This is a genomic window from Clostridium chromiireducens, from assembly GCF_003575225.1.
GTDB classification, from domain to species: Bacteria; Bacillota; Clostridia; order Clostridiales; family Clostridiaceae; genus Clostridium; species Clostridium chromiireducens.
This window is the reverse complement of record NZ_QXDJ01000003.1, coordinates 2,449-29,392: the sequence shown is the minus strand read 5'-3', so window position 1 is coordinate 29,392 and position 26,944 is coordinate 2,449. Positions and strand designations below refer to the sequence as shown.

The window sequence follows — 26,944 nt, the reverse complement described above, 5'->3', positions numbered from 1 at the left end:
TTAAATTATTAACGTTAATTTTTTAACTTTAATTTGCACAATGATCTAGTGTAGAGTATTTTATCGGAATTAAATTTAAATATTATTAAGTAATATAATGATAAGGAGATAATATGATGATAGTAAAAAAACCAATCCAATATGCAATTATTATTGATAAACAAGGTGATTATGGGGTATTTGACACTATGAACGATGCTATTGATTCAGCTTATGAGGCATGTGAAGAATATTCTAAATATAGCCATTCAAGAAGAAACGACATTATAAATGCGGTTATTAAAGAATTAAAATTTCACATTGAAGAACTCAGTTTAATGACTTGCAAACAGATAGGTACTAACTCATATGATGATCTTCTTTGTGAAAATATGAATGCATTAGCTAACAGTGAAAATGATAAATATCATGAAGCAATGTTAACTTCAAATAATAAATTTAATAATTTAGAAAATTCTTTTACAGTTAATGGAGTCGTTACACCATCATCTAATCCAATCAAAACTATAATTAATAACAGTATTTCAATGCTTAGAGCTGGAAATGCAGTTGTATTTTCATCAAATAAGACTGCAAAACATGTTTTCGCTCACGCTATTAAAGTTATAAATAATGCTATCGAAACTGCAAATGGTCCTAAAAATCTTATTGTTACTGTAAAAGAACCTAGTATTGAAAATACAAATATAATGATTGAGCACGAGAAAATTACTCTAATTTCTGCTATTGATACTAATTCAGAAAAGATAGCTCTTTAATATGTTGATAATGGTAGCTATAGAGTTAAAATATGATTTTCTCATATAGTTATGGGTGAAATATATAATGACTAAAATATTGAAATAGAAATTTTTAGTTGTAAAAGTTATTTGAATTATACATTATATTTTCACTCATTTTGAATTAAAATTATTCACCCCCAATGGGGTCTTTTTAATTTTCTCTTTAAATTATCGTAAACAGAAAATCTACTCAGCGAAAATTTTTCTCTGAGTAGATTCATCTTATCATCCATAGTATCCTTTAGTTTATTTATAAACTCTTAAATTCAGGCCATTTATATCTCCTCTAAAATTTTAAGATTTATGATTGAATTTAAGTAACAATTTCCTACAAACTCTTCATTAAGTTCAAATTTTTTAATTAGTTTATTTACTTCTATCCAATTTCCTTTTTCATATTCAATAGTTAATTCCAACAGCTCTAGAATTATGTTATTTTTTCCAAGCAATGCATCTTTGACATCAGAAGATATTGGCAGATCAATTAAAATTTTCTCTATTGGCATTTTTAGAAGTACATGAATCAAAGAAAAAATCCCTGTCAAAAACGCGTCAAACGCTGGTATATCTAAATGAAATTTCTTACTTACCACTTCCATAAATGAAGCCCTAATTAAAGACATTCGTACAAGTTCATCTATATTATTTTCTCCTATTTGTTTAAGTGTAATAATAAAAATCCACCGCTTTAATTCATTAATTCCAATAATCATTATAGCATCTCGAATTGATACTATTTTTCTTTTTATATAGTGATACGCTGAATTTGCCTCTTTAAGTAATTTATATGACAAAAAAACATCACTTTTCACCAATGCTTCAACTACTTCTATATTTACAGTTTCTTTATTTAATTCATTTATTAAATTCATATACGTAAACTTGTAGCCAGATACATCCCTCCCCGATATTATTACTGGCCTACAAAAAAAATATCCCTGGAAATATGAATAGCCATAACTTAATGCTTCCCTATATTCCTCTTCTGTTTCAACTTTTTCAGCAAGAAATTTAATATTAATATTTGTATTTTTTATCTTACTTATAATTTCTTTTCGTTCTTTACCTTTTGTGACAAGAAAGTCAACTTTTATTATATCAATATATTTCATTAATTTATCAAATTGTTCATTATAACTAAAATCATCTAGTGCAATTATATACCCTTTCTCTTTAAGCCTTCTACAGCAATCAATAATTACATAATCAGGTTTTACTGACTCTAATACTTCCACTGCTAGATGATCTTTTGAAAATCTTTCAATAATTTCTGATTTTATAAGTTCTTCGTCAAAATTTACAAAGGCTTTCTTTCCTCCGGTAATTTTATTGATACCTATGACAAAAAAACTATTTCTGATTACATCTAGAGTAGGGTTTACATTTTTTATGGAAATAAATTCATTATCAATATTATTATTTCTAAAAAGTACCTCATAGGCAATTACTTCTTTGTTAATATCAAATATCGCTTGTCTAGCAACATATACATCCATATTATTGAACACCTCTCACCTAAAATATTTATTCCCTTAGATTATTTGCTCATTAATATTACGCATTATGTAATCCATTATTATTTTAATCTAGGAAAATAAATTAGAATAATTCCAAGCTTATGCGATTTTGTAATTGTTTACTTATATATAGAGAATCAGGCATGATTCATAAAAAACGGAATTATTCAACTACACGTTCTACCAATTTAAAACTTATAAACCATATATATACTAAATATATATATTATTCTATTATTATACCACATAAATTTACCAAATTAATTGATAAAATAAATTTATATAAAAAAAATATTTCATACTTACTCATTCTGTGTATATTAGTATTTTGCTGCTTAGTCATCTTAGCTTATACTATTTTCTTATAATTAGAAATTTTTATTACAATAATCCACTGAAATTATATAAGTAAAAAATAAGGATGCGGTTTGCATAGCATTCCACATCCTTATTTTTAATTATTTTATTTTTCCACCTTCAACTACAAGGCTATCTTCAAATTCGGCACCATAAACTGATTTTAATGTTTCATCATAAGCTTTGTGTACAAAATTTTCTTTACCTAAACTTTCAAGTTCACTATTAATCCAATCTTTAAGTTCTGTGTTACCTTTAGTTACAGCTGGTGCAATTGTGTCTTGACTTCCAAGTGATGGTACACCAACAGAGAATCCTGCATTATCTTTAGCCCATGCTATAACTTCTGTGTTATCACTTAATATAGCATCACCACGTTTATCTTTTAAAGCTTGGAAAATTTCTGAATACTGTTCATACTTAACTAACTCAACATCTGGATGACTCTTAGTCATATAAGTTTCAGCAGTTGTTCCTTTAGCAACTATAACCTTTTTACCTTTAAGTTGATCTTCTGAAGTTATTTTAGCACTATCTGGCGAAACAATTCCAAGAGATACCTTCATATAAGGATTTGCAAAATCAACTTTTTCTTTTCTTTCATCTGTGACAGTAAAGTTAGCCATTATTATATCGACCTTTTTAGATTCTAAATAAGATACTCTACTTGCTGCATCCACTAAAACAAATTCAACTTTTGATTCGTCACCAAGAAGATCTTTTGCAAATCTTTTTGCAATATATACATCAAAACCTTGGTTTTTTCCTTCTGAATCTACATAACCAAATGGAGCTTTATCACTAAATACACCTATTTTTATTGTTCCACGTTTTTTAATATCTTCTATAGAACTTGAAGCAGATTTATTATCACCCTTATTAGATTGCGCTGAATTACCACAGCCTGCAAAACCTCCAACTACTACAGTACTTAAAAGTAATGCTGCTACTATTTTTTTTATGCTTTTCATAGTTTGTCATCCCCTTATTAAATTAAAATTGAAATATATTTAGAAAGTGCTTAGCACGTTCAGTCTTTGGATTCGTAAAGAATTCTTTTGGTTCTGATTCTTCACATATTTTTCCCTCATCCATAAAAATTATCCTATCTGCTACTGCTTCTGCAAATCCCATTTCATGAGTTACAATAACCATAGTCATCCCCTGCTTAGCTAAGCCCAGTATAACATCTAGGACTTCTCTAACCATCTCTGGATCAAGAGATGCAGTAACTTCATCAAAAAGAATAATTTCTGGATTCATACATAATGCTCTAACAATTGCAATTCTTTGCTTTTGCCCTCCAGAAAGCTGACGAGGATACGAGTCTTTCCTATCTAAAAGTCCAACCTTTTCCAAAAGTTGCTCTGCCTCTGCAAGGGCTTCAGCTTTATTTCTCTTTTGAACTTTTAATGGACCTAAAAGTATGTTTTCGATAACAGTCATATGAGGAAATAGTTCATAGTTTTGAAATACCATACCTATTTCCTCATGTATTTTTTGCCAATCAGCATTTTTATCTGTAAAGCTTTGGTCTTTAAATTTAATATCTCCACCTTGAATTTTCTCAAGACCATTTAAACATCTTAAGAAAGTACTTTTACCACAACCTGAAGGTCCCAGAACAACTAAAACTTCTCCTTTATGAAGGCTTAAATCTATTCCTTTTAATATCTCTTTATCATCGTATTTTTTATGAACATCCTGTATTTTAAGTAAAACAGGATTATTATTCTTATTCATATATGCTCCTCCTAATTAATCCACTTTGATTCTAGTCTTTTTGATATTCTGGATAGCGGATAACATATTATAAAATACAAGAAGAATATAAAACCATAAATCCAGAAAGATGCAGTAGGAAATTGAAATCTTGAAGCTTCAATAATTTGCTGACCCATTTTGACCACATCTATAACACCTATTAATACTACAAGCGAGGTGGTTTTTATCATTCTAGTAGCCAAGTTAATAGTTCCCGGTATCATTCGTCTTATAGCTTGAGGTATAAGTACATACCTATAAACTTGATAGTAATTTAGGCCTAACGCATTACCAGATTCAATTTGATGTTTTGGCAATGATTGAAGTGCCCCTCTTACTATATCCCCCATTTCGGCCGCTCCCCAAAGGGTAAATACAATTATAGATACTACTTCTCCACTAAGATCTATGTTTAATGCTGTGGTAACTCCAAAATAGAAGACGAACAGCCAAACCAAAGTTGGTATTATTCTAAACGCTTCAAGATAAATTCTGTTTATAAGCAATACTAATTTATATTTTGTTGTTCTACTTAAACCAATAAGTATTCCTAAGATAGAGCCTATAATAATAGATATAAAAGCTATCTCTGCTGTTACAAATAAACCTTCAAATAAACGCTTAATATTGTTTTCTTGAAAAATAACGTTAATTGCCGAATTCTGCATATCGCACCTTCCTTTCTAACCAAGACAACATAACTGATAAAGGAAGAATCATAATAAGGTAAATCGAAACTAACAATGCTAGTGATTCAAATGTCTTATAATACATTCCTATTAAATCTTTTGTTAAATTTGTAAGGTCCATTATGGATATGGCTCCAAGAATCGAGGTTTCCTTTAACAAAAATATACAATTTGCACTTATTGAAGGCATACTTACTGAAAAGGCCTGAGGAATTATAACATACCTAATAAGTTGAGTGTTTGAAAGTCCAATACTAACTCCAGATTCAACTTGTGTCTTGCTCACAGCCTCTACACCACCTCTAAAAGCTTCTGCCATATAGCTTCCCCCTAAGAACGCTAGTCCAATTATTGCACAAGTACTTTCACTCATTTTTATACCCAGTTTTGGCAATCCAAAATATAGGAAAAATATTTGTACAAGAAGCGGAGTATTTCTTGAAAGTTCTATATAAGCTTGTACTATAATATCAAGCACCTTCACTTTGAAATATAATATTATGCTACATAGTAGCCCAATTACCAGTGATAAAATTATGCCAGCAAAAGCCAACTTCAATGTAAGCCATGCAGCTTTTTCATACAAAGGTAAATTAGTCACTACAAAATTCCAGTCGATATTCATTCATCTATCACCTTTTACTACTTTCATTTAATTCATACAATCCCACTAGGAATACTTATATATTAACAACTATTTCCTTGTTTGTCAATCCAACGTATATGAATTATCATTTCTTTAATTTTTCTTATTCATTATTAAACATTTGATTAGTTTTTCGATATTATGCTAGCAAATATTTAAAAAATACCATATATTTTTAACGCTTTAGCAAATTATGATATTGTTTTCGTAATTATTTACTTTCAAAAAATATCTATTTTAATAAAAATAATAAGCTAAGATTCCCATATTAAGAAAACTCAGCTTATTATTTCTACCTAATTAATACGAATTAAATTTCAATAATTTTACTTTATTTATATTCTTCTAATACTCCTAATAAAGTTTCAGTTTCAAAAGGTTTTTGAAGATAATGTTTAGCTCCAAGTGATAAACATTCATCCTTAACATCTTCATACCTTACTGCAGAAATAACAATTGCAATGGCTTCAGGATCGATACTCATTATTTGGATTAAAAGCGAAATACCATCTTTAGTTTCCTCAGACATATTCAAATCTAAAATCACTATATCTGGTTCTTCATTATTATACATTTCGATTGCTTCATCTTTGTTTGACGCCTCAATTATTAAGTATGATCCACCTTTTTGGATTACCTTTTTTATAAACATCCTCATATATGATGAATCGTCAACTATTAATACTTTTTTCATTTCAATACTCCTTTATATATCTGATTTTATAAAAATTTATTAGTGCTTCTTAAAATCCATTAATGGAACAAACCTTTTATTTGAGTAAAAAGCTCAATACATTCATCTAATTTTTGTTCTTTAGCTTTTTCCTCAAGTTTTATAGACAGTTCGTGAATAGAAGTAATTCTTAAAGTTCCAGAAGAACCTTTCAATTCATGAATCACTTTTGCTAGTTTTTCAAAATTCTTGCACTCAATCGCATCTTCAATGCCTCCAAATAAATCTGGAAGACATCTTATATAATCTTCAAATATTTCTCTTGCATCTTCTCTTTCAAGTCCAGTGGTATCAACAAAATTGTCAATATTACTTTCTATAAAATTAAAATAGTCAATTTCAGGCTTTTTGTTTTTAATACATTCTTCTATCATTTTAAATACAATCTCAAAATCGATAGGCTTACTAATATAATCATCCATACCAGCATCAATGCACTTTGTGCTATCACCTTCCATAGCATTAGCAGTTACTGCAATGATTTTAGTATTCTTTTTATTACTTTCAAGTCGCCTTATTCTTGCTGTACTTTCATATCCATCCATTACTGGCATCTGACAATCCATAAAAACAATATCGTAATCTTTCTCTGACACTGCCTTTAATGCCTGGCTACCATCTATCGACACATCACAAGTCATATTATGAGATTTAAGCATGCTTATAAAAATTTTACGATTAACTTCATTATCTTCGACTAATAAAATTCTCGGTTTTATTGGATCATGGATTTCCTCTATTAAATGTTTCTCTGCAACTCCATCTTCTTCATCGTCTTTTTTAAGTCCCAGTGCTACAGCTATACAGTTAAGCAAATCATCTCGTCTTATAGGCTTAGTCAAATATGATGAAAATCCATATTGTTTTGCATTCCTACCATATTCCCTTTGAGCTGAAGAAGTTAAAAGTATTAATTTAATATCTTTTGCAATAGGTATGTTTTTTAATGTAGTGGCAAGTTCATATCCGCTAATACCTGGCATTTCATAATCAATGATAGCAATGCTTATTTTGTTTTGTGTATTGGCATTTGATATTATTGTGGTAACCCCATTTCCGGCATCCTTAGCTTCAAATACTTTTAATCCAACTTCTTTAAGGTATGATTTAACAACTGCCCTATTGTTTTCGCTATCATCCACAACTAAAATATTCATATCATCAAGTTTTTCAAACATAAAGTTTTGTTCCGAAGCTCTTTTTGCTATCTTCAATCTTATATTAAATTTGAATATAGAGCCTTCACCAAATGTACTTTCAACAGAAATATCGCCACCCATCATTTTCACCAATTCACTAGATATAGCGAGCCCAAGTCCTGTTCCACCATACTTTCTAGTCGTTGAAGCGTCTGCCTGACTAAAAGATTTAAATATATTTTCAATATCCTCTTTGTGAATCCCAATCCCAGTATCTCTTACTTCAAATCTGAGCACAGCTACCTCATTGTCTTCCTCTAAATGGTCAGCTATAATAGATATCTCACCGCTTTCAGTAAATTTTACTGCATTACTAATCAGATTTGTAAGCACCTGCCTAAGCCTTGACGGATCACCAATAACTTCTTCAGGAACACCTGATTTAATCATCACATTAAGTTCCAATCCTTTTTCAGTTGCTCTTGGCACAAGCAGAGAAACAGCATCTTCAATTATCGTTCTTAAGTTAAATCTAATACTTTCCATTGTTAATTTTTTAGCTTCGATTTTCGAAAAATCTAATATATCATTTATAATATGTAATAATACCTCTGATGCAGATTTTGCATCTCGAATATACTCTTTTTGTTCAAATGATAAGTTTGTTGATTGTAATAATTCAAGAAATCCGAATATACCATTCATCGGAGTTCTTATTTCATGAGACATATTTGCAAGAAACTGACTCTTTGCAATATTGGCCGCCTCTGCCTCTTCTTTTGCTTTACAAAGCTCAATTTCTGCCCTTTTTTGCTCTGTAATATCTTCAGCAGTGCAGATGAGATATTTTATATTTCCTGTTTCATCCTTTTGAGGCTTACTCTTAATTTTAAGTAATCTATTTTCACCTTTCGAATTCTTAATTTCCAATTCTTTTTCTGCCGGCTCGTTCTTTTGAAACAACTCCCAGTTATTCTGTGAAAGTATATTTGCGGTATCTATATCAAATATATCATAAAGATCTTGATATTCTAAATCGCTCTTATTCTTTCCAAAAAAACTTGCATGAGATTCATTTACGGTTGCATATGACGTAACATTACTTAACGCCCAAATCTGCGACTGAGAATTATTAAGTAAAATTGATTGCCCCTCAATAATCGACTCATATGATTTTTCCTTTCCTATTCTCATTCGCGTATATGAAAAAGCTTTTGAAATTTTTCTTAACATTTCTACTTGCTCATCATCCCAATTGATAGCTCTTGACAAACTTTCATAACCAATATAACCAATTAAGTTTTCTTCATATGTTAATGGAATTATAAGAGCAGATATTATTCCCTCATTTTTAAAAACCTCTGCTTCAAACATCGCCTCTGTGGGAAGCTCTTCAATGTTATCTATTACTACAAAATTGCTTGTCTTAATTTGACGCGTGAGCCACGGAAGAGTATAAACCACCTCTTCTTCTTGAAATTCTCTTTTTGGCTTAACAGTATCCCTATTCCATTGACACTCTATTCTCATAAAAGTAGGATCCTTAGAAAAATAATATATGTATATTCTATCAAATTCTAATACTACCCCTATTTCCTCTAATGTATTCTTTAGCTCAATATCATAATTAATGCTATCCACATTTAAGAAATTCTCAAAAGTGTTCCGTATTAATTTTAAATAACTATCTGAGCCCCTTGCATTTATCCTAAATTCTTCATCACTCATAAAATCCCTCCCAACTAAATTTCACAAGTTTTTGTGATAAAAACTGTTAACTCTTTTAACAAATCGACTTCGTAAGGCTCTGAAAGTAAATTTCCGGTTTTATCGTATAAAATTTTTATTATTGGCCTCATTGGCATTGAGTTATTTTGCTTTACTACTAAACCTTTCTCATTTGTATTTAGAATAATCCCGCTCCCAGTTGGAAATGCAGCAATATTCATTGTAAATTTTCTAACTATTTTTGCATCAAAATATATATTGCTCATACCAATAAGATACTCAATAACTTCATACACTGTTTTAGGTTCACTTACACCTCTACCTGATATTAAATTATCAAATACATCACATATAGCTACTATTTTAGCAACTTGGTTGATTTCATCACCTTTTAGTTTTAAAGGATATCCACTGCCATCCTCTTTTTCATGATGCATTAATGCTGCTACCTTAACGTATGCACTCCAAACACGCTGTTCTCCTAAAAAATCATATCCAACCTTTGGATGCATAAGTTCAATATACTTATCCAGTTCCTCCTTAGTCTTAAACTCCGAAATGAGTTTCTTATCATTCATTATTCTTATTCTACCTATATCATGTAATATCGCACCTGTTGCCACATCCTTAAGCTTTGACATAGTATATCCCATATGGGTTCCTATTATTGTTGCTAATACACATACATTTACCGAATGGGAGTATATATTATTATCACTTGCACTTATATCTGCAACATTTATTAAAACATCTTTATTTGAAAGTATATCTTCTATTACTGAGTTTACTGAATTCATTACACTGCTATTATCAGTTTTTCCTTCACGGCAATATGTATCAATCATTTGCTTAACAGCATGTTTGCTCATTTGCCTAGTCTTATCAGAAATACTTTCTTCAATTACAACATTTTTTGATATATCATCATCAATATAAACTGATAAAATTCCAAGTTGCTTAATTTTTTCAATATAAAAAGGCTTAAGTTCTACTCCAACTCTTAGCAAAACTCTACCTGCGTCATCGTAAATCTGTTTTCCAAGAATTTCATTTCCTTTCAAACTGGAGACACTAACAACTCTCATATCCACCTCCAAATGAATTTAAAATTAATAAGTAATTTATTCTCTATGTACATTATATTATTTATGCAAACTAATTTCCATCTGTTTCTACACAAAATAACCATTTAAGTTTTATTACACTATATTTTTAATACAAAAATATCATTTATTCATTAATTTTATAGAAAAATAAAGATACTTCATTAGTTATTATGTAAATAAATAACGAGATTACTTTATAATTTAATATCTATAACAAAAAAAGCGTCTCCTTAGAAACACCTTTTTATAAATTATATTAATTTTGTTATACTCTTATCTTTCTTTGAATAACCTTATTTTCAATTTATATAAATTTGGCTAATTCTATCCAATTATTACTTTATTCATTAATATTACTATTTAAAATAACACTATATATAAATTGCCACATCAAATTAGTTAAACATTTACATATAATATATTATTTAATGGCTAGACACCGCAGCTAACACTGTTACTTTAACATTTTGTCTCCCCCAATTGTTGCATTCATTCGAACTAGAAAAATACACATCAACTTCATTTCCTTTTATGGCGCTTCCACTATCTGCAGCTACTGCATATCCATATCCTTCGATATATAGGTATGTACCTAACGGGATCACACTTGGATCAACAGAAACTGTGCTTATACCATTGGGATTTCTTTCTACTGTTCTTCCACTAGCTGTTAGGCTTCCGGCACCTGCTGTATATGCTGTAGATGAACAAAAAAGTTCATAACTAGATGTATCTGCTTTAACGGCATTACTTGAAAAAGTAATATCTGTGACTAGATAAATGCTTAAAGCCATTAAAAAAATAGCTGATTTTTTCATAACTTTTACCCATTTATAATTTCTCGACATCGAATCTCTCCTTTTCAATCACCAAAATATCTTTTACATTATAACATAGTTTTACCAACATTGTAAATGTAAACGTGCCGAATTATTTATATGTTAATTTTTGCTTTGTTATATTTGCATTTCTATAAACATTATCATGATTTATTCTAATTAAATGCGAAACAATTAGCTTGGCAGTTTTATAAATCTTTCTTTAATTTCCATCTAAATGTAATATTAATTTCTACATATAAATTATAATATTAGGTACCACAGAAAGTTCTATAAGTGCAATTTTTCTTAGGAAGTATTGCGTACTCCTTCTGTTCTGGTAAATGTGCATAAGGCTTTGAAATAACATCAAGAAGTCTTTCCAGCACGCTATAATCCCCTTTATTGGCAGCCTCAAGAGCTTCTTCTACTCTATGATTTCTCGGTATTACCGCTGGATTAGAGTTCCTCATCAACTCATATGAAGAGTCCCTTGATTCCTGCTGCCTATCTAATCTATTTTGCCATTTCTTATACCAACTTTTAAATTCATCAGTACTAAATAACTCCATATCTGATAGTTTATCAAAAGTTAATGCTATGAAAGTATTTGTATAGTCAGCTTCGTTTTCCTTCATAATATTAAGAAGTTCTAGAGCAAGTTCTTGATCCTCTGTTTCTTCATTAAATATACCTAGTTTTGATCTCATTCCAGATAACCAATAACTTCGATACAAATCTGTAAAATCTGATATTGCACTTTGTGCAATTTCAACAGCTTTATCTTCATTATTATCTAGCAGTGGTAGTAGTGTTTCAGCAAATCTAGTTAGATTCCACCCAGCAATATATGGCTGATTTCCATAAGCATAACGACCTTGCCTATCAATGGAACTAAATACTGTTGCAGGGTCATAAGTATCCATAAACGCACAAGGACCATAATCTATGCTTTCTCCACTTATAGTCATATTATCTGTATTCATCACTCCATGTACAAAACCAACGTGCATCCATTTTGCAATCAAAGAAGCCTGACGCTTGATTACTTCTTTAAGTAGGAATAGATAACGATTTTCAGATGCATTGTTATCAGTAAAATGTCTCTTTAGTGTGTAATCAGCTAATGCCTTAAGTTCCTCAAGCGAACAATACTCTCCAGCGTATTGGAATGTACCAACACGAATATGACTAGATGCAATACGTGTTAAAATAGCACCTGGCAATATATTTTCACGAATCACTGACTCACCTGTTGTTACAACAGCAAGACTTCGGGTTGTTGGAATACCCAATGCATGCATTGCTTCACTTATAATATATTCTCGAAGCATTGGTCCAAGGGCCGCTCTCCCATCACCACCTCTAGAGTAACGAGTTCTACCAGGACCTTTTAGTTGAATATCAAATCTTTCACCTTTGGGTGTAATCTGCTCACCAAGCAGTATAGCTCTTCCATCTCCTAACATAGTGAAATGACCGAACTGATGACCTGCGTAAGCTTGAGCAATAGGATTTGCTCCTTCGGGCATACTATTTCCTGCAAACATCTCTATAATCTCATTATTTTTTAAAGACTCAACATCTAATCCCAAATATTTTACAAGAGGATTATTCAAAATAACTAATTTGGGTGAATCAACCGGCGTCGGATTTTGTTCATCATAAAATATCTTTGGTAGATTAACATAGCTGTTTTCCAGATTCAAACCTATTTCTATTTTAACTTTCATCTCTTCCATTATAGCTCTCCTTTCTTTTTCTTTTACATATTCTTTTCCAACGCGAAATAAAATTTCAATACTCAATAGTACTTCGTTATTTACTTTTTGATAAATCTAATGCAACCATTTTTAGTATCTGCTTGTTCAAATTTATTATACCTAGCAAAGTTTTTGTATTAATTGCACTTTCTGATATGGATAATTTGTCCTAATTTGTTTTTAACAAATCTTTTTTATTGGGAATATTCTGACATTTTGTAAAAATATATAAAATTATACTTATATATGTTATTATATTTTCATACTAAAATTTTAGTAAAAAGTTATTTTATATTTTGGGGGCGTGTATCTTGAATAATGATTTACTTAACTATAATCAAAAACCTTTTTTAAAGGAGATAAATGGCGTTATATTAGATGTTAATAATGACTTCTTGGCACTAACACAATTTACTAAGAACGAATTATTTGAAAAAAATACAAATGAAATTCTAGATAAATTATTTAGAAATAATAATAAAATTAATATAACAGATACAGAAATAGAAACTATTCTATTCACTAAAAGTTTTGATGTAAGATTTGTTAAAGTTAAAAAAATTACATATCCTTATACTAATATTTATATTTTTACCGAAATAGAAAATTCGCGGCTAGATGATAAGCTGCTTTTTATTGATAGCCTAATAAATGATAATAATATAGGAATAGGAATTTACACAGCAAATGATTTAAGACTTATTAAAGCGAATCAAAAATACTTAGATTATATGCCTAAGCCTTTTAATCAAAAGTCTGCTATTTATGGTAAATGTGCTAATGAATTTATGAATAATTACGAAAAAAGTAATGTTCCAGAAATAATAAAAAATATTATTCAAAATAACAAACCAAAATATTATACTGAAGCACCAGGATGCCTTCTAGACCATAATCTTTACTGGGATAATACTATCACTCCAATTTCCGAAAATGGTGAAGTTAAATATATTATGTCTATGCTTGAAAACGTAACTGAACGCGTATTAAGCAGGAAACATATACACAGAAAAAAGAAACAGCTCGAAAGCATTATTGAAAGTGTTGAAGATGTAATTTCTATAGTTGATAAAGATGGAAAGTATATAAAACAAAATAAAAAAATGACAGAATTGCTAGGACTAAATGACAATAGATATGTTGGTGATTCTACTAAGGTTGGTAAATATTATAATTTATCTGGAGAACCAATCCCAATAAGTGATTTATGTTTTTTTAGATTATTAAACGGCGTCAAAGTTAAAGGTCAAAAACTTAAGTATGTGCATAATAATAAAGAATATTACCTATGTTGTAATGCAATACCTATTTTTGATGATAACGGGCAATTCGAAACAGGTGTCTTTGTAGTTCATAACATCACAGAATTGATAGAAAACAGCAAACTTATAGATAATCAAAAAAAGGAATTGGAAATAATATTTGATAATATGCATGATGCAGTTGGAGTAGTAGATAAAAATGGTAATTACGTAAAGAAGAATAAGGCTCTAACTAACAGCTTAGAAAAAAACTACTGTATAGCAGCTATTAATAAGGTTGGTGATACATTACAAAATAATCAAAAATATTACGATCGTAGTAATAAAAAATTAACCCTTAAAGATTTACCATCATATAAAGTTCTAAAAGGTGAGACAATAAAAGAGCAACGAATAATTATTAAGAGTAAAAACTCTAAAGTTTATCTTGATTTTAGTGCCATACCTATTTTTGATAATAGCGGTAATTTTCAGTATGGGATAATTGTAGCCCATAATGTAACACATCTTATTCGAAAATCTAATAAAATAGAACACGAACAACAACTAATAATTAAAGCTGAAAAAGAAAAAATTGAAGCAATTGAAAAAGTACTCTCTATGAAGGATGAGTTTATATCATTAATTTCTCATGAATTTAAAACTCCCCTGAATGTAATTTATTCAGCAATTCAGTTGATTGAATATGTATATATTGACGATGTTCCCGATAAAGTTAAAGACTTGATTAAAAATATTAAACAAAATACTTTTAGGCAATTGCGGCTTGTAAATAATTTGTTAGATATTACGAGATTAAACTCTGGAAGGCTTAAGTTGCACATAAAAAATATAGATATTGTATCTTTAACAAGACAGATTTCTCAGTCTGTAAGATTATATTCCGATCAAAAAAAAATTCAATTACTCTTTAAATGCGACATAAAATGTAAAAAAATCCCCACTGATGATGAAAAACTTGAAAGAATTATTTTAAATCTACTTTCAAATGCAATAAAATTTACAAATGAAGGTGGTGTGGTTACTATCAATCTTCATGATGACAAAGAATCAAACATGATCATAATAGAGGTATCCGATACTGGGCTTGGTATTCCAAAAGATAAACATAAACTTATATTTGAAAGATTTGGCCAAGTTGATAGTAATTTATCTAGACAAGCCGAAGGAACGGGAATTGGTTTGTCTCTTGTAAAAAAATTAGTTGATGCTTTAAATGGAAAAATAGCATTAGTCAGTGAACCAGGACATGGAAGTACTTTTAAAATAAGTCTGCCTTTTAATCAGGATGTGGATGATGAAAAGAGTGATTCGTTCCTTGATGAAGGTTGCAGATTAGTTAACGCGCTAAATGTAGAGTTTTCAGATATTTATTTATAAATGGAAAAAAGTAATAATATTTTAAAGCATAAGATATTAAAAGTAATCTCTATATATCAATAATAATTTTTATTTTAGAATGATTAATAATGAAAAGTACAGCGTTATACATAATATACGCTGTACCATAAACTTTTATTTGATTATACCATTTAAGATAAATTTGTTCTTGGGATACCTCTTACTGGTTTATGCCTTTTTCTATTTTTTGCTGGCATTGATGTATTTGATACATTAGATGATGCATTGTCATCATTATTTAAAATAAATTTATAGTTTGTCATTTTTCTCACCTCTCTACTAGTATTTACTACTTTTAGAATTTCTATTCATAAGCTAACAAACCATAAAAAATAAAAAACCAGCTGGAAATCAACCTAACATTTATGGATGATTTGACTTACCTGTATATGTATCGTATGGATAAGGAACTAAAATTTCTCCATTAACATTCTTGTACTTTGTGTTTTCTGTGGGATTTAAATTATTAATAATATTCCTCCCAACAGTATATAACATTTTAGCTACAACTTTAGGATCTTGTGCAACTGTCCCCGTCATAAAACCTCTATCAATTAATTCAATGGCTTCTGGCAAAGCATCAATTCCTACAACTGTTATATTTTTTGATTTATCTCCCTTATTATATCCATATTTTTGTAGTGCATCTATAGCTCCAATAGCCATTGCATCATTGTTTGAAATTATTGCTTCAATTCTATCGCTATATTTGAGAAATAAGTTATTAATTGAACTATTCGCCAAATCTCTTAACCAATTCCCATTTACTAAAGTTAATTCTTGAGTCGTTATTCCTGAATCATTGATTGTTGATATTGCATATTTAGATCTTTCGATTGCTTGTGGGTCATCAGGCGGTCCTTGTAACAAAACATATTGCAAAATGTTATCGTTATTTTTATCTATTACATTCTTATCTTTTTTCCATAAATCAACAATAATTTTTCCCTGAGCAATACCCGCCTGCTTGGAATCTGGAATTATAAACACATCCTTATCATAGAGAGCAGAAATTTTTGAGACCACATCAGGAGAAATATTCATTAGTATTAAAGGAATACCTTTTTGCTTCACTCTTAAGATAACTTCTTCAACGAAATTTTCTCTTTTATCTGCTAGATTTAATATAAATAGATCAAAGTTTTTTTGAAGAGCTGAATCTAATAGTTCATTTTGTATAGCTATATTGTTTTTTGAATCAAAAAAAGTATAATTAACATTATTATTAGGGTCTTTTCCGATATCTTCTAAACTTTCTCTAATTCTCACCATATATGGATCATTAATTCTATGGAATATTACTGCAACATTTATTCTTCTTATATTATTAAAATTTGAATTTGCAAATGTTTTAACTTGTATGGTGTTCATTAATATGAGGATGGTTAGCATGATTAGAATCAATGCAATCACTTTTCTCAATATATTCATTTATAATAACCTCCACTTTATATAATTAAAAAAATTATATATTTAGTGTTATGTTGTATATTAATATGAAATTTATTCTGACTTAATAATATAAAAATATTAATATCCCTAATTTATATTAAATCTTTCTAGTTCAGAATCTAACCTTAATGCTAATAATTGGAGTTCATCTGAATAATTGTTAAATCTATCCATCGCAGCACTTATTTCTTCAGTTGACGCAGTTACTTCCTCTGATGCAGATGCAGTTTCTTGTGAGATATATGAAATGTTTTCAACTTCTGATACTACTCTCTGTTTCTTTTTGTCAATTTCAGATATAGATGCATTTATCTCTTCAACTTTATCAATCATAACTTCAATTGAACTAAGAATTTCACTAAATATTTCTTGTGTATTACTAACTGCTAAATCCTGCTCTATTACTACTTCTTCTGTAGCTTTAATAGCTGTTACAGCTGCATCTGATTTTTCTTGTACTTTAATTATAATCTTCTTTATCTCTTCTGTTGATTTCTTCGATTCTTCAGCAAGTTTTCTTATTTCTTCCGCTACCACCGCAAAGCCCTTACCCGCCTCACCTGCACGCGCAGATTCTATACTTGCATTTAATGCTAACAGATTGGTTTGTTCCGTTATTTGCGATATACTTTCAGATATGATATTTATTATTTTAGTACTTTCATTCACATCTTTAACTATCTCATTAACTTCTAACGTAGCAGTTTTAGTCTTATGTGATTTTTCTATTAGCGTATCAATCATTAATAATCCTTTAGCACCTAATCCCTTAGTTGTTCCAGAAAGTTTACCCATTTCATCAGAGCTTTCACTAATTTTATCTAATCTATCTGATAGGTCGTTCATCTCTAAAGCACCATTTTGAGCATTTTGTGCTTGATTTGTTGCTCCGTGTGATATATCTTCTATTGCTCTTGATACTTCTCCTATGGAAGCTGTTACTTCCTCTGACATGCCAGCTAGATTTGATGAAGTTTCTAATACAATTTTTGATGAATTTGTAACATTTTCTATAAGATTTGATATATTTTTTATCATCTCATTAAAGGAGTTTGCTAAATCCATAAATTCATCTTTAGTAGATGCCACAATCGACACTGTTAAATCTCCCTTTGAAGCTTTTTCAAATACTTCCCTCAACTTTTTAATATTTTCTGCTATTCCTTTACTTAAGAATATGGATAGTGCTATTGAAATTATAATTATTACTAAAACTATAATCTCTGTCGTAATAAGTATTGAATTTGTATCATTTATTATTTCTTTTTCATCTAATGTAGCTACTAATTTCCAACCTGTAGCCTTATTGGTTTCGTAAACTCCAAACATCTTTGTATTATTCTCTTCATAAGCCACAAAGCCTGTATCTTGAGTTTTTGCAGCATTCCAAAATGATTGCTTAGAGGCATAATCAGTCCCAATTAAATCTTTATTAGGGTTAATTATCATCTTTTTTCCTTCAATATCAGAAATAAATATGTATCCTGTATTTCCTATCTTCTTTGTTCCTATTTTTTCTAGAATAGTATCCAAGGAAACGCTCATTGCGCAAACACCTATTACATTTCCATCTCTTTCAACTGCTTTTGCTATAGCCACAACACTTTTACCTGTTTGCGCATCTTGAAATGGTAGAGTTATTATAACTTTATGATTACCTTCTAAAGCTTGCTTATACCAATCTTTCTCTTTAGGATTATAACCATATGGCATTTTTTCGTTGGGATATATTTCAAATTTTCCATCTGCGGTTGCAAAATACACACTGAAAATATCTTTATCGCTTTCTTTTATATTCTTTAACATAGCCGCCGTAAATGTGTATGGTTCTTCTTTATCAGCATTAATAAAATTATAGTTACTCGACAACATTGTAACCATACTTCCAAATCCATTGAAGTAATTATTAATTCCATCATTTACTTCTAAAAGTGTTTGCTGACTTGTCGTTTTCAATTTTTCATTGAGAATTGCTTTAGCTTGCCTATTAGCTCCATAACCTAGAATAATTAATGGAATTATACATATTCCTAGTAAACTTATAATCAGTTTAACTCTTATACTTTGAAATTTAATTTTTTTTAAACGCATTTTAGATTCCCCTTCATCTAAAGTATTTTAACTATTTATAATACTTTCAGCTTTGTAAAATTATTGTTTGATGAATTAAATTGCAAAAAAGTCTTACTTCATACTATAATGAAATAAGACTCCTTCGTCTAAATTTATTTATATTAAATTTATTTATTCACACTAAACTATATTGCCATTATATATTGTTATTTTTTTCTTGTCAACTTTAAAACAAATTAGTTAACGTTTTTATAACTATATTTTCATTAAAAGGTTTTACTACGAACGACTTAGCTCCAGCTGTTACAGATTCACGAATCATTGCTTCTTGTCCCATTGATGATATCATAACCACTTTTGCATTAGAGTCAATTTTTTTAATTTCTTTTAAAGCACTTATTCCATCCATTTCAGGCATTGTAATGTCCATTGTAACAAGATCAGGATTTAACTCCTCATATTTTTTTACTCCGATAGCTCCGTTTTGTGCTTCACCAACCACTTCGAATCCACCATTTTCGAGTATCGTCTTTAAAACATTTCTCATAAATGCCGCATCATCAACTATAAGAACTCTTTTCATTATTATAAATCCTCCTTAATTATAAAAAAAGCAGGCAATAAAGATATTGCCTGCCATGAATAAACTATCATAATTTTTGGCAACCTGACTATCATGGCAATTAACGTTGCTTTAGACTCATGGCTTTGCGTCTCCACCTTTCAATGGATTTGCTATTTACACTTCTTTACTCATTAAATATTAACTTTTATTATAAACCAATTATTGAAACTTAACAATTAAGCCAACAATTGTAACTAACATTAACATAATAGCACATTTTACCAGTCTAATCAATAAATTTTTCGGTACATTATGACTATAATTACATTTAAATTCACAATGTATTGCATATATAAATTAATAATATACACTTAAATAGTTTTAAATATTTCACCTGCTATACCTATTGCGCTGCAGGCCTTAGGAAATCCTGCATATGCCGCACAATGTAAAATAATTTCTAAAATTTCTTCTTTTTTTAATCCTGCCTTTATAGCTGCTTTTATATGAAACTCCAATTGCTCAAAGGCTCCTTGCGTTATAAGAGATGTTATTGTTACTACTTCTCTTGTTTTTAGATCTAAATTTGGTCTTGCATATATTTGCCCAAAACCAAAAGAAATCATTTTATCCAAAAAATCCGGAAATATTTCACCTACTGATTTCACCATTTCTTCTCCGTTTGCATCTGTCATCTTCTTTAAAATATTAATTCCATTTTCATAATCCTTTTTCATTTTATTATCCCCTTTTCATAGTTGGTGGTATTTCACCTGGATCAACCACAACCTCTATTATTATTGTTTCATTATGTAAATTTGAAATTTCTAAAGCTTCTATTAGTGTTGATTCATTGTGACATTTATATGATTTTACACCTAGAGATTCACCAAATTTTTTAACATCCAATGGTACATTATATGTAGTTCCAACTTCCTTCCCAAAAAGTTTTAGCATAGCTTTTTCTGGCATATCTAATCTTCCATTATTTATCACTATAAAAGTGACAGGGATATTATAATTTGCTGCTGTTGATATTTCAGTACCATGCATAAAAGTGCATCCATCACCCGTTAAACAAATGATTCTTGAATTATGGTTTGATAACTGTGCACCAATTGAATAGCCAATAGCATGTCCCATTGCTCCAAATACATCATCAAAAAAGAAAGTGGCTGGTTTTCTGATTCTAAAATATCTTATTGCATAAAATGAATGACTTCCATCATCGCCAAATATAGTTGAATCATCCGGTAACTCTTTTCTTATTATTTCCATTGCATTAGCAGCTGAAAGATACTTTCTATTATCATTAACATTATCTTTAAATTCATAATTCTCTACTAGTAAATTATATTTATTTGATATTCTATCTTCGACTTTACTTAATACTGCTTGTAAGTTAGCTTTAATATCACCAATGATAGGTAGTGTAGGTGCTAACAGTGATTTTTCTATAAATGTATAGTCATAATCAAATTGAATAACTTCTTTAGGATAGTTTTCCTTCGATATACCGACTAAAGACATATCAGATAATTTACTACCTATTACAATCAATAAATCTATATTTTGATTAATGTATTCACTTGACTTTTCTGTTCCACCTAGCCCTAGCGCACCAAGTGATAATGGATGATTTTCGATAAATGTTCCTTTTCCACCTGGCGTAGTCATAACTGGTATACTCCACATTTCAGCTAAGCTTTTAACTTCCTCATATGCAAGGCTTGAATGAATACCTTTCCCCGCTAAAATTACGCTTTTCTTAGCAATATCAAGTTTGTCTATGAATTCATCTAATCTTGGAGATATTAATTGACTGATATTGTTAGGCAAATCAAGTTCAAATTCTTCAATTTCTTCATCAAGTATGTCTATTGGTATAGACAGATGAACCGGCCCCTTAACCCCAAAATAGGACTTTTCTAATGCATGCTGTAAGTATCTTTGAAACTGATCTGCCCTTTCAATTCTTGCACTAAATTTAGTAACTGGCTCAAACATCTTAACTAAATCAGTACCAAAAATTGTGGAATCCTGACCTAAAGCTTTTCCTGCACTATGCATAGGTTGTTGTCCAGTGATAAATAACACTGGCACATGATAAGCCTTTGCTTGTCCAGCAGAAGTTAGTAAGTTTGTACCACCAGGCCCTGAAGTTCCGATAGCTATGCCTATTCTCCTGTTTATTAATGAATAGCCTGCAGCAGCATAACCAGCTCCACTTTCATGTTTATTTAAAATGAAATTTATATCCTGTTTATCCAATTCCATAATTAAAGATGCAAGTGGCCTGCCAGGTACTCCAAAAACGTGACCAATACCCCATTTTCTAAAATTTGATACTAAAATCGATGCTATACTCTTCATAAATTTATCACCCTCAATAAATTACTCTTTAAAAAATCTCTCGTTAATATATATTTTTTATAATAACCTTAAAAATAAATATCAGAAAATTCTACATTAATAGCATTTATCAATCTATTATCAGAATCCGGGAATAAATATTTTTCTTCTTCTACTATTTCTTCTTTAATAGGTAATGTTATAATAAACTTGCTACCCAAGCCAACTTCACTATCTACCTCTATTTTACCCTCCAGTATAATAACCAACATCTTCACAAGAGCTAACCCAATACCACTGCCTTCCGCCTGCCTTGAAAGATTATTTTCAACTTGTCCAAATCTGTGAAAAATCTTCTTATGTTTTTCTTTTGGAATTCCTACCCCTGTATCACATACAGCTATTGCTATTGTTTTATCCGTATTATTCCCTTTGACCTGAACAGTTATGGAACCACCCTCTGGTGTAAACTTTATGGCATTTGATAAAAGATTCAATATTACACGCTCATATTTTTCATCATCCAGTGCAGTATTTATGCTATCTATATTAGTCTTAAAATACAGATTAATTTTCTTTTGATCAGCATATATTTTTATAGATTCTGTAATTAATTTTGTTATAGCTACAAGATCTACGTTTTTTAAATTAAGTTTGAATTGATCTGATTTTAACTTAGTAATATCTAATAAATTATTTACGAGCCTCAACTGTCTAAACGTATTTCTTTTTATATTTCCTATTAGATTTTTAACTGACTGTGGAATATCATTAATATACATATGTTCAATTAATTGAATGGCTGAATAAATCACATTTATTGGTGTCTTAAATTCATGAGTAATAAGAGTTATAAATTCATCCTTCATGACAAGATCTTTTTCTAAAAGCTCTCTTTGCCTTTTTTCTGATTCATATAATAGTTCTTTTTGCCTATTTATCTTACGGTTTTGTTTTCTAAGTAATAACTCGCGTTCTATAGCATCAACTACAGTGGTTAATGTCATCAAAAAAAATGGATTATGAAGTATAACAGCAGTCATAATACATATACTTCCAAGCAAATTACCATCATTTGAATAACGAAATGGTACTCCATAGCATGCGCTATTGTGAAAACATTTATGATAATGGTTACTTCCTACTAATTGTATGGGATGATTCTGCTTTAGCGTTAAACTAACAACATTAGTTCCCATTTCCTCTTCACGAAATTGAATGCCTGGCTTGATCCCTAATTGAGATATTGTTTTAACCATAATTTCATCACCAATGATATCAAGTAAATATCCATTTTGATCCGTAATGGTTATTATTATTGGAGTCCCCTCTAATGATTTTATCAATTTACTACTAAAAAAATTTACAACTTCTAAAATTTCATCATATAAATCTTTTTTTCTGCCTAAATCTAATTCAGACATAGTATTTTGAGGTATTTCAGGTCTGTCAGGATTTAATCCTAATTCAATACATCTTTTTTTTGATTCTATAATATAACTTGCTTCTTCCTCACACATCTCTTGAAACATATATCCTCCCTTAAGAAAATAAAGTAAACTACTAGACTGATTTCATGAATTTATTATTCAATTATTTTATCTTTATACAATATAATCTACCAACTAAGACTTTTTAACATTACATTTAATATTCATACATTATTTTTAATAATAATCATTCTTAAGTTAATAATAGACAATTATGTTCTTTTTTACACATTTTTTTCTTTGATTATATCACTAATTTATTCTTATCGAAATAGTTTTTTCTAAATTCAAAAAAGGTAGTAAACTTATTTTCATAATTTTACTACCTTTTTTAAAGCATATTATTCTAAAAACTTTCATTACTATGTCTCCGACTCTATATAATTACATATTTGATGTTATTGCATATAAATATAAAATTTATCCTGAATTAATAAGATAAAAATAAGACTTCCTAATTTTAATACTACTTGACTTTATACTCCTAATACTTTAAGCTTAACTGATTAGATTATATTTAAATACTACTCTGCTTTATCTTATTATACTAATCCATCCCATTCATTATAAAATTCTTCTAAAAATTTTTCCATATACCGGTGCCTTGATTCAGCTAATTTTTTGGCTTTTTCAGTGTTCATTAAATCTTTTAACTTTAGCAATTTCTCATAAAAATGATTTAAGGTTGTTCCATTAGATGTAGAATATTCTTTAAAACTTATATTCTCACGAGGTTTTTCATTTGGTACATGCATAATTCTATTTTTACTGCCTCCAAATGCAAATGTCCTTGCAATTCCTATAGCCCCAATTGCATCAAGCCTATCTGCATCTTGTACTATTTTTCCTTCTATACTTTCTGGTATTTGCACCCCTGTACCCTTAAAAGATATTGATGCAATTATTTCACATACTGCATTTATTTTTGCTTTTGATATTTCGTTATTCTTTAAAAAGTTTTCTGCATTTGAATAAGCTCCTGCATTTCCACCGAATAATTTATAATCATCAACATCATGTAATAAAGAAGCTAACTGGACTATTTCTAAATCAGCGCTTTCTTCTTTGCAAATTGAAGTGGCTAATTTATATACTCTTAAGCTATGATAGTAATCATGGCCACTAGAATCATCTTTAAATTGCTCTCTAATATATTGTAATGTTTTTTCTAGTAAATCTTCCTTCATTATTATATCTCCAATATATAAAAATATTAATATACCCCAATTATACCACAAATTATTTATATATTATCTGCCCACTTAGAAAACTAAAGAAAAGAGTCATCCTTATCATGATCCTAATTTATATGGATACATTATAAAGAACGACTCATAGTTATTAATATCTATTATTTATACATATAATCTCTGGTCCAACGCAATTTATTATTTGGATTTTTACTAAATAGAATCTGATGTATATGAACATTACCACAATTAAAGGATGCTGCACAGGCATTTAAATATAATCTCCACATTCTTATAAATGTCTCATCCTTGGTTTTTCTTATTTCAGGTAATGCATTTTCAAAATTACTTGCCCAATATTCTAAAGTTCTCCTATAGTGCAATCTAAGATTTTCAACATCAATAACACTAAAATCTTTATCCGAAATAGAGCTAATTAACTCTGAAATAGATGGGATATATCCCCCAGGGAATATATATTTATCTATCCAAGTATTATTACCGCCTTCATCTACAGATGTTATAGAGTGAAGTAAAGATAATCCATTATCATTTAGTAAATTATTTATAGCTGCAAAGTATTCAGCAATATGACTTTTTCCTACATGTTCTAACATACCTACACTGACTATTTTATCAAATCTCCTATTTTTCAAATGTCTATAATCACTTAGCTCAACATCTACTAAGCCATTTAATTTTTCATTTTCTATTCTTTCCTTAATTTTTGCAAATTGCTCAGTACTTAAAGTTATTCCAGTAGACTTAACTTTATATTCCTTAGCTGCAGAAATAATTAATTCTCCCCATCCACAACCTATATCTAGTAAAGTTTCTCCCTCCTTCAAGTCTAATTTTTTTAGAATATGCCCCACTTTATTTCTTTGCGCTAGTGCTAAAGAATCAGTTTGTTCCTTAAAATACGCGCAAGAATATGTCATAGAATCATCTAACCATAACTTGTAAAAATCATTCCCTATATCATAGTGAAATTCGATATTTTCTTTACTATGTTTAATATTATTTGAAGCCTTTCCAAGTAATTTTACATACTTATTGCTATTGCTTAAGAAACTTTCCTTATTGTTATATATAGATTCTATGACCTTTCGAATACTGCCCTCTATATCTATTTTCTTAGTCATATAGCCTTCCCCAAATGCTAATGACGGATTTTTAATAATATCACTCTTAGAGATTGGTTCATTAAAAATAATTTTAAAAGCTGTTTCCTCTTGTGAATCTCTTTTAGTTTCTAGTGGCGTATATTTTTCTAAACTTCCATCCCAAAATTTTATTTCAAATGGATCTGTAAATAAATTTTTGAATAATGTTTTATAAAATATCTTATCGATATCCATACCCTTTCCTCCTACAAAACTATAATAAATTAGGTATAAATTCTCTATTCAAATTGCAACTTATCACTCTAAAACACCTCCGCTAATACCACCTTTCATAAATGCTTTCTTAATTTTAAATTACTTATATGATATGATTTAATATTAATTTTAGACCTTATAATATGAATTAATGAATCATATCACTTTTTAAATGATTCATATAAAAAAACAAAACCATAGAGATTCTAGTTTCTCTATGGCTCTGTTTTTTTATTTTTTCTTATAAGAAGCATTTAACTTTAGATAATTAATAGGATTTTTCTATTTTTCTCCACGTAAAAAAGATAGTCATTACAACTATCTTTTAAGTTACCTCGCAACGTCCTACTCTGCCACACAGTCACCCGTGCAGTACCATCGGCGCTATAGACCTTAACTTTCCTGTTCGGAATGGGAAGGAGTGTTACCTCTATGCCATCATCACGAGATATTGGCTCCGCGAAGAGGACTCGAACCTCCAACCTATCGGTTAACAGCCGAGTGCTCCACCATTGAGCTATCGCGGAACGCTACTTTTGAAAGAAATCTTGTTCTTTCAAAATTGCACATAGTTACTTAATGTATTACAACTTGATTTTTTATTGGTCAAGCCCTCGACCTATTAGTATCAGTCAGCTAAATATGTTACCATACTTACACCTCTGACCTATCAACCTTGTAGTCTTCAAGGGGTCTTACTAGCTTACGCTATGGGAAATCTAATCTTGAGGTGGG

Annotated in this window: 21 protein-coding genes, 1 tRNA gene, 2 rRNA genes and 1 riboswitch (1 of these 25 cut by a window edge); of the genes, 2 read left to right on the top strand and 22 right to left on the bottom strand. The window is 29.6% G+C overall.

What is annotated here, in order from left to right:
• The first annotated feature begins 116 nt into the window (after positions 1-116).
• Complete coding sequence (locus D2A34_RS11430) at positions 117-758, top strand: aldehyde dehydrogenase family protein (RefSeq protein WP_079439246.1); 642 nt, start codon at positions 117-119, stop codon at positions 756-758.
• A 299-nt stretch (positions 759-1,057) separates the two neighbouring features.
• Here the strand turns inward: D2A34_RS11430 and D2A34_RS11425 are convergent, their stop codons facing one another.
• From D2A34_RS11425 to D2A34_RS11380, 10 genes are all read right to left on the bottom strand, one after another.
• Complete coding sequence (locus D2A34_RS11425) at positions 1,058-2,278, bottom strand: EAL and HDOD domain-containing protein (protein ID WP_079439247.1); 1,221 nt, start codon at positions 2,276-2,278, stop codon at positions 1,058-1,060.
• 479 nt (positions 2,279-2,757) lie between these two features.
• The gene (locus tag D2A34_RS11420; protein ID WP_079439248.1) at positions 2,758-3,627 is read right to left on the bottom strand and encodes a cysteine ABC transporter substrate-binding protein; all 870 of its coding nucleotides are present in this window, start codon (positions 3,625-3,627) and stop codon (positions 2,758-2,760) included.
• Positions 3,628-3,649: 22 nt separating this feature from the next.
• Positions 3,650-4,399, bottom strand: coding sequence for an amino acid ABC transporter ATP-binding protein (locus D2A34_RS11415; protein WP_119366687.1), 750 nt, complete (start codon positions 4,397-4,399; stop codon positions 3,650-3,652).
• An 11-nt stretch (positions 4,400-4,410) separates the two neighbouring features.
• Positions 4,411-5,088: an amino acid ABC transporter permease gene (locus D2A34_RS11410; RefSeq protein ID WP_079439250.1), complete on the bottom strand. Its 678-nt coding sequence runs from the start codon at positions 5,086-5,088 to the stop codon at positions 4,411-4,413.
• Entirely contained in the window at positions 5,069-5,734 is a 666-nt protein-coding gene (locus tag D2A34_RS11405) for an amino acid ABC transporter permease (RefSeq protein ID WP_119366686.1), read from the bottom strand. Before D2A34_RS11405 ends, D2A34_RS11410 begins: the two co-directional genes overlap by 20 nt.
• A 352-nt stretch (positions 5,735-6,086) precedes the next feature.
• The gene (locus D2A34_RS11400) at positions 6,087-6,449 is read right to left on the bottom strand and encodes a response regulator (RefSeq protein ID WP_079439252.1); all 363 of its coding nucleotides are present in this window, start codon (positions 6,447-6,449) and stop codon (positions 6,087-6,089) included.
• Between the two features lie 59 nt (positions 6,450-6,508).
• A complete protein-coding gene (locus D2A34_RS11395; protein ID WP_079439253.1) occupies positions 6,509-9,355 on the bottom strand; it encodes a response regulator in 2,847 nt (948 codons plus the stop codon).
• A gap of 14 nt (positions 9,356-9,369) precedes the next feature.
• Positions 9,370-10,440 (bottom strand): HD-GYP domain-containing protein, encoded by a 1,071-nt coding sequence (locus D2A34_RS11390; RefSeq protein WP_079439254.1) that lies wholly within the window; start codon positions 10,438-10,440, stop codon positions 9,370-9,372.
• A gap of 446 nt (positions 10,441-10,886) precedes the next feature.
• A complete protein-coding gene (locus tag D2A34_RS11385) occupies positions 10,887-11,309 on the bottom strand; it encodes a 3D domain-containing protein (protein WP_079439255.1) in 423 nt (140 codons plus the stop codon).
• 242 nt (positions 11,310-11,551) lie between these two features.
• Positions 11,552-13,021, bottom strand: a complete 1,470-nt coding sequence (locus D2A34_RS11380; RefSeq protein WP_119366685.1) for a protein adenylyltransferase SelO — start codon at positions 13,019-13,021, stop codon at positions 11,552-11,554.
• Positions 13,022-13,353: 332 nt separating this feature from the next.
• Here D2A34_RS11380 and D2A34_RS11375 point away from each other — a divergent pair, with 332 nt between their 5' ends.
• Positions 13,354-15,684 carry a PAS domain-containing sensor histidine kinase gene (locus tag D2A34_RS11375; protein ID WP_079439257.1) on the top strand — a complete coding sequence of 777 codons (2,331 nt, stop codon included), beginning with the start codon at positions 13,354-13,356 and terminating at the stop codon, positions 15,682-15,684.
• 152 nt (positions 15,685-15,836) lie between these two features.
• On the opposite strand, the gene D2A34_RS27420 is transcribed toward D2A34_RS11375, so the two are convergent.
• The 12 genes from D2A34_RS27420 to D2A34_RS11320 all read right to left on the bottom strand — a co-directional run.
• On the bottom strand, positions 15,837-15,968 hold the full coding sequence (locus D2A34_RS27420) for a hypothetical protein (protein WP_278336992.1): 132 nt from the start codon (positions 15,966-15,968) through the stop codon (positions 15,837-15,839).
• 100 nt (positions 15,969-16,068) lie between these two features.
• Entirely contained in the window at positions 16,069-17,136 is a 1,068-nt protein-coding gene (locus tag D2A34_RS11370) for a galactose ABC transporter substrate-binding protein (protein WP_119366684.1), read from the bottom strand.
• Between the two features lie 108 nt (positions 17,137-17,244).
• Complete coding sequence (locus D2A34_RS11365; protein WP_119366683.1) at positions 17,245-19,248, bottom strand: methyl-accepting chemotaxis protein; 2,004 nt, start codon at positions 19,246-19,248, stop codon at positions 17,245-17,247.
• A 208-nt stretch (positions 19,249-19,456) separates the two neighbouring features.
• On the bottom strand, positions 19,457-19,813 hold the full coding sequence (locus D2A34_RS11360; RefSeq protein WP_079439260.1) for a response regulator: 357 nt from the start codon (positions 19,811-19,813) through the stop codon (positions 19,457-19,459).
• A gap of 75 nt (positions 19,814-19,888) precedes the next feature.
• A riboswitch (cyclic di-GMP riboswitch) is annotated at positions 19,889-19,977 on the bottom strand.
• Positions 19,978-20,166: 189 nt separating this feature from the next.
• Complete coding sequence (locus D2A34_RS11355; protein WP_079439261.1) at positions 20,167-20,532, bottom strand: carboxymuconolactone decarboxylase family protein; 366 nt, start codon at positions 20,530-20,532, stop codon at positions 20,167-20,169.
• A 4-nt stretch (positions 20,533-20,536) separates the two neighbouring features.
• Positions 20,537-22,168, bottom strand: coding sequence for a thiamine pyrophosphate-binding protein (locus D2A34_RS11350; protein ID WP_079439262.1), 1,632 nt, complete (start codon positions 22,166-22,168; stop codon positions 20,537-20,539).
• A 68-nt stretch (positions 22,169-22,236) separates the two neighbouring features.
• The gene (locus tag D2A34_RS11345; RefSeq protein ID WP_119366682.1) at positions 22,237-23,679 is read right to left on the bottom strand and encodes an ATP-binding protein; all 1,443 of its coding nucleotides are present in this window, start codon (positions 23,677-23,679) and stop codon (positions 22,237-22,239) included.
• 500 nt (positions 23,680-24,179) lie between these two features.
• The gene (locus D2A34_RS11340) at positions 24,180-24,824 is read right to left on the bottom strand and encodes an HD domain-containing protein (protein ID WP_079442475.1); all 645 of its coding nucleotides are present in this window, start codon (positions 24,822-24,824) and stop codon (positions 24,180-24,182) included.
• Positions 24,825-24,988: 164 nt separating this feature from the next.
• On the bottom strand, positions 24,989-26,188 hold the full coding sequence (locus tag D2A34_RS11335) for an SAM-dependent methyltransferase (protein WP_079442474.1): 1,200 nt from the start codon (positions 26,186-26,188) through the stop codon (positions 24,989-24,991).
• 353 nt (positions 26,189-26,541) lie between these two features.
• Positions 26,542-26,658, bottom strand: a 5S ribosomal RNA gene (gene rrf / locus D2A34_RS11330).
• Between the two features lie 3 nt (positions 26,659-26,661).
• Positions 26,662-26,736, bottom strand: a tRNA-Asn gene (locus D2A34_RS11325).
• A gap of 75 nt (positions 26,737-26,811) precedes the next feature.
• A 23S ribosomal RNA gene (locus D2A34_RS11320) occupies positions 26,812-26,944 on the bottom strand (its annotated part continues 2,448 nt past the right edge of the window); the annotation flags it as partial.